The organism is Mycobacterium sp. TH-M106, from assembly GCF_057473765.1.
On record NZ_JBYCLE010000075.1, the window covers coordinates 1 to 5,240 of the forward strand.

General features: G+C 65.7%; 6 protein-coding genes and 2 tRNA genes. 3 read left to right on the forward strand and 5 right to left on the reverse strand.

All coding sequences use genetic code 11. From position 1 onward, the window contains the following. On the forward strand, positions 1-1,667 hold a 1,667-nt coding region (pknB, locus tag AC2VOP_RS02555), incomplete at its 5' end, for a Stk1 family PASTA domain-containing Ser/Thr kinase (protein WP_486959515.1). Here pknB and AC2VOP_RS02560 read toward each other — a convergent pair. Both AC2VOP_RS02560 and AC2VOP_RS02565 read right to left on the reverse strand, forming a co-directional pair. Then, positions 1,661-2,365 (reverse strand): aminodeoxychorismate/anthranilate synthase component II, encoded by a 705-nt coding sequence (locus tag AC2VOP_RS02560; protein WP_486959516.1) that lies wholly within the window; start codon positions 2,363-2,365, stop codon positions 1,661-1,663. The two genes, pknB and AC2VOP_RS02560, sit on opposite strands and share 7 nt — an antisense overlap. 36 nt (positions 2,366-2,401) lie before the next feature. Then, positions 2,402-3,166, reverse strand: a complete 765-nt coding sequence (locus AC2VOP_RS02565) for a DUF881 domain-containing protein (RefSeq protein WP_486959517.1) — start codon at positions 3,164-3,166, stop codon at positions 2,402-2,404. Between the two features lie 118 nt (positions 3,167-3,284). Between AC2VOP_RS02565 and crgA the strand changes: the two genes are divergently transcribed. Together crgA and AC2VOP_RS02575 are read left to right on the forward strand one after the other, a co-directional pair. Continuing rightward, a complete protein-coding gene (gene crgA, locus AC2VOP_RS02570; RefSeq protein WP_486959518.1) occupies positions 3,285-3,575 on the forward strand; it encodes a cell division protein CrgA in 291 nt (96 codons plus the stop codon). Between the two features lie 142 nt (positions 3,576-3,717). Next, entirely contained in the window at positions 3,718-4,143 is a 426-nt protein-coding gene (locus AC2VOP_RS02575) for a PH domain-containing protein (RefSeq protein WP_486959519.1), read from the forward strand. 12 nt (positions 4,144-4,155) lie between these two features. Here the strand turns inward: AC2VOP_RS02575 and AC2VOP_RS02580 are convergent, their stop codons facing one another. The 3 genes from AC2VOP_RS02580 to AC2VOP_RS02590 all read right to left on the reverse strand — a co-directional run bounded on the left by AC2VOP_RS02580 (position 4,156) and on the right by AC2VOP_RS02590 (position 5,155). Further along, positions 4,156-4,704, reverse strand: coding sequence for a peptidylprolyl isomerase (locus AC2VOP_RS02580; protein ID WP_486959520.1), 549 nt, complete (start codon positions 4,702-4,704; stop codon positions 4,156-4,158). 106 nt (positions 4,705-4,810) lie between these two features. Continuing rightward, positions 4,811-4,884, reverse strand: a tRNA-Ala gene (locus AC2VOP_RS02585). Between the two features lie 197 nt (positions 4,885-5,081). Beyond that, a tRNA-Ile gene (locus tag AC2VOP_RS02590) sits at positions 5,082-5,155 on the reverse strand. Positions 5,156-5,240 lie beyond the last annotated feature (85 nt).

Below are 5,240 nucleotides of genomic sequence, written 5' to 3' on the forward strand. Positions count from 1 at the left end.
TCGTCGCGGTCTACGACACCGGCGAGGCGGACACACCCGCGGGCCCGCTGCCCTACATCGTCATGGAGTACGTCAACGGCGTCACCCTGCGTGACATTGTTCAGACGGACGGTCCGATGCCGCCCCAGCGCGCCCTCGAGGTGATCGCCGACGCCTGCCAGGCGTTGAACTTCAGTCACCAGCACGGCATCATCCATCGCGATGTCAAGCCCGCCAACATCATGATCGCGAAAAACAATGCCGTAAAGGTGATGGACTTTGGAATCGCGCGGGCGATCGCCGACGGTGGGAACACCTTCACCCAAACCGCCGCGGTGATCGGCACTGCACAGTACCTGTCCCCCGAGCAGGCCCGCGGCGACGCGGTCGACGCCCGTTCCGACGTGTACTCGCTTGGCTGCGTCCTCTACGAAATCCTTACCGGCGAGCCGCCTTTCGTGGGCGACTCACCCGTCGCAGTCGCCTACCAGCATGTGCGCGAAGACCCGGTGCCGCCGTCACAACGGCGCCCGAGCCTGCCCGCCGACTTAGACGCGGTGGTGCTCAAAGCACTGGCGAAGAATCCGGACAACCGCTACCAGACCGCCGCCGAGATGCGGGAAGACCTGGTCCGGGTGCACAACGGCGAGCAACCGGAGGCGCCCAAGGTGTTCACCGAGGCCGAGCGGACGTCGATGCTGACGTCGGGGCGCCACGCCGGCAGCGGACCACGCACCGACCCGCTGCCCCGCCGGGAGTTCGATCCTGCCCACGACCACGCCAGGGGATCGGTGGGCCGCTGGCTCATCGCGGTGGTCGTGCTGGCGGTGCTGACCGTCATCACCACCGTGATGATCAACACCTTCGGCAACACCACCCACCCGATACAGGTTCCCGACGTGCGCGGCAAGGTCTCGGTCGACGCCATAGCCGAACTGCAGAACAAGGGCTTCAAAACCCGCACCGAGCAGAGGGCGGATTCGACGGTCCCGCCTGACCACGTGATCAGCACCGATCCACCCGCCGACGCCGCGGTGAACAAGGGTGACAAGATCACCGTCAACGTGTCCTACGGGCCAGAGCAGCGCCAGCTGCCCGACGTGTCTTCGCTCAGCTACGCCGACGCGGTGAAGAAACTGAAGGACACCGGATTCGGGAAGTTCAAGCAGGTGGACGCAGCATCCACGCCGGAGCTGGCCGACCGGGTGATCGGGACCAACCCGCCGGCCAATCAGACCACGGCGGTCACCAACGAGATCACCATCATCGTCGGCACCGGACCGGAAACCAAGCCGGTTCCCGACGTCACCGGCCAAACGGTAGAGGTCGCACAGAAGAACCTGACCGTCTACGGCTTCACCAAGTCGACCGAGGTTCCGGTGGACAGCTCCCGCCCGGCCGGCGAGGTGATCGGCACCAGTCCGCCCACCGGTGAGACGGTGCCGTTGGACACGGTGATCGAACTGCGGGTGTCGCGGGGCAACCAGTTCGTGATGCCCGACCTATCCGGGATGTTCTGGACCGACGCCGAACCACAGCTGCGCGCGCTGGGCTGGACCGGCACCTTGATCAAGGGCCCCGATGTCGACGCCGGCAGCGCCGCACACAACCGAGTGCTCTACCAAAGCCCGGCGGCCGGCCAGGGCGTCAACAGCGACGGCGCCATCACGCTGCGATTCGGTCAGTAGCCGACGGCCCGGGCTGACCGGGCATGTTGGCGGACATTCTGCACGGTGTCGGCGACCTCGTTCTCCAGTCGCTGCACCAGCGTTTCCCAACTGGCGGGGTCGCAGACCTGCCCACAGCAGGACAGCCAGTTGGCTAGCATCCGATGCCCGCCCTCGGTGAGGATGGACTCGGGATGAAACTGCACCCCATGGATAGGTAGCTCGATGTGCCGCACACCCATGATCACCGCACCACGGGTGCGGGCCGTCACCTCCAGGCACGCGGGCAGGGTCTCCGGCAAAATCGTCAGCGAGTGGTATCTGGTCGCGGTAAACGGCTCCGGAAGGCCGGCGAGCACACCGGTATTCGTGTGAAACACTGTGCTGGTCTTGCCGTGCAACAGTTCCGGTGCCCGGTCCACCGTCGCACCGAAAGCGGCACCAATGGCCTGGTGACCCAGGCACACTCCGAGCAACGGGCTACGCGTCGCGGCGCACGCCCGGACCACGCTGATCGACGCGCCGGCGCGTTCCGGGGTGCCCGGCCCCGGGCTGAGCAGCACCCCGTCGAATCGGGAGACAGCATCGGCCGGGCCCGCCGGGTCGACGAGCCTCGCGTCGTCGTTGCGCCATACGGTGACCTCGGCGCCCAGCTGACCGAGATACTGCACCAGGTTGAACACGAAGCTGTCGTAGTTGTCGACGACTAAGATCTGCACTCGCACAGGCTACCGCCGTCGCGGCGGTCGGCTGTTTCAGTAGTCGATGGGCCCAGCTGGTGCCGCGTACCGCAACCGCTCCGGTTCGCCTGCCCCGACGACTCGTACGTCGGTGCCGACCTGTTCGCTGTAGCCAAGCCCGAAGCGGATCACGTACTGCTTGTAGAGGTTGACCAGCGGAGCGCCGGCGAGCGCAGCCTGCATCGCGGCCGGGTCCCCGATCGCGGTCACGGTGTACGGCGGGCTGTAGGTGCGCCCACCGAGCAGCAGGGTGTTGCCAACACAACGCGGCGCCGATGTGGCGACCAGACGCTGGTCCTGCATCTGGATGGCTGCGGTGCCGGCACTCCACAGCGCGTTGAGCACCGCCTCGATGTCCTGCTGGTGCACGACCAGGTCGTCGGGAGAGGCGTCACGCGGGAAGCGGCCGTAGGCGTCACGCTGGGCATCGGTGAGCGTCACCACCAAACCCGGGCCGTGCATCGCATCCAGACCGGCCGTCTCCGCCAACTCGGCTGCCCGGTTCAACATCGCCGCCAGGGCGGTGCCCGCGGCCCGGCCATGGGTGGAGCTAACCGTGGCTGTCAGCACATCGCGTTCGGCGCTGAGCCGGTCCACCGAGGACTGGGTGGCACGGACCAGGTCGACCAGTCGGGGCGCGTCACCGCGGCGGATCTCGCGGCCGCCGGACACTCCATGGGTGGCCCCCAGCAACAGCCCCGCCAGCAAGCAGACCAGCGGTACACCAAGACGCCACGGCGAGCGGCGACTCGGTGAGGCTGCCGGAACCTGCGGCTGCATCAGCACGGATCTCCGTTCTCAGCTCAATCGCCTCACTGCGCTGCTGGGTCGAGTGCTGGGCTAGTCTCTATCCGAGTAGTACTTACAGTTTTACCGTCGCACTGTCCTGAGGTTAGGAATGCCCAAGTCCAAGGTCCGCAAGAAGACCAGCTTCGCGCCGAGTTCTACGAGTTCGGTGAGCCGTACGCCAGTCAGGGTCAAGGCCGGCCCGTCGAGTACGTGGTTCGTCGCCCTGTTCCTGGGGCTGATGCTCTTCGGCCTGGTCTGGCTGATGGTATACCAGCTAGGAGCCACCGGGCTGAACGCCCCGACAGCGCTGAGCTGGATGGCCGGCCTCGGTCCCTGGAACTACGCGATAGCGTTTGCCTTCATGATCTCGGGTCTGTTGCTGACCATGCGCTGGCATTGATCTCCGGTGATCTCCAGTAAGCTGCCGAGAACTCCAGCAAGTTGCTGTGACGCCAATCACACAAGTGTGATTCATCCCCACTGTTGATAGCTCCTGTGGATAACCGTAACCGTCCACCTCGACACAAGCACGTGTAAAACTCATGCAGCAAACGGAATGGGCGCCTCGACCGGCCGGAATCGCTGGTTGTGCTGCTGCCGGCGTGATGATGGCTATCTTATCGGCGGCCCTGGTCACCGATGCTGCCGGGCGGGTGCTGACCGGTGCCGCCGCGCTGGGCCTGATCTGCTTCGCGGGCGTCTCGTGGCACGCCCGGCCGAAGCTGGCCATTACCGCCGACGGGTTGGTGGTGCGTGGGCGCCGACGCGCACTGCTACGCCGTGCAGACGTCAAGACCATCCGCATCACCGAGTTCCGCCGCATCGGCCGCAAAGTCCGGCTGTTGGAGATCGAAACCGCTGACGATCGACTGCGGGTGCTATCCAGGTGGGACCTCGGGGTGGAGCCGCTGGAGGTGCTTGATGCGCTCACACGGGCCGGTTACGGCCGTTGCCACGCCGACAGCTGACGGCCCTGGATCTCAGGAGATGGTCACCGACTCGATGATCACCGGTTCGGACGGCCGGTCGTTGCCATCGGTGGGGGCGGTGGCGATCACGTCGACGACGTGCTGCGAGTCGGTGTCGACGACCTCACCGAAGATGGTGTGTCGCCGGTTCAGATGCGGCGTCTGGCCGACGGTGATGAAGAACTGTGATCCGTTGGTTCCGGGGCCAGCGTTGGCCATCGCCAACAGGTAGGGCTTGTCGAATCGCAACTCGGGGTGGAACTCGTCGGCGAACTGATAGCCCGGGCCGCCACGGCCCGTCCCGGTGGGGTCGCCGCCCTGGATCATGAAGCCGCTGATGACCCGGTGAAACACCGCACCGTCGTAGAACGGTCCGGCGGAGCCGCCCGACGCGTTCGTGGTCGAGTAGTCCTTGGTTCCCTGCGCCAGGCCGACGAAGTTGGCCACGGTTTTGGGGGCGTGGTTTCCGAACAGCGCGATTTTGATATCGCCGCGGTTGGTGTGCAGGGTGGCGGTCGCGGTAGCGATGGGGGTGTTGCTCACGAGTTGACAGTGTGCCATTCGCACTTCGCGACCGCGGCACACGGGTACTGGTTAGCGTTAGCGTTAGCCGTGGACGCCGGCGACTGGCTGCGCAGATGACCGCTACCCGGCCGACGGAGAAGCCTGGTGGAGCGACGGGGAATCGAACCCCGATCTGAGCCTTGCAAAGGCCCGGTTCTACCGTTGAACTACCGCCCCAACGTGGACATGCCCGCGACAGCATAACTGCTGATCGATCTCCTCTTTCCACACCGTGAGCACCCAGCATGTCCAGTCGCGAAAGCCCCGCGGCACTATCGGCGCTTCACTCGCAGACCGGTGCCAGCGCTCAGTGCTGCGCGCCTGCCACCGCCCAGACGGCCTGAGTGCAATCCAAACACACTCAACGGCAACGGTGGGCCTAGGAGGACTCGAACCTCCGACCTCTTCGTTATCAGCGAAGCGCTCTAACCGCCTGAGCTATAGGCCCGCACTCGCGCGCAGCCGAGCGACGAGATTACCGCAAGCGCCACCTGCTCCCCAAATACGATGCTCCGGCTCAGTCGCGATCCGCC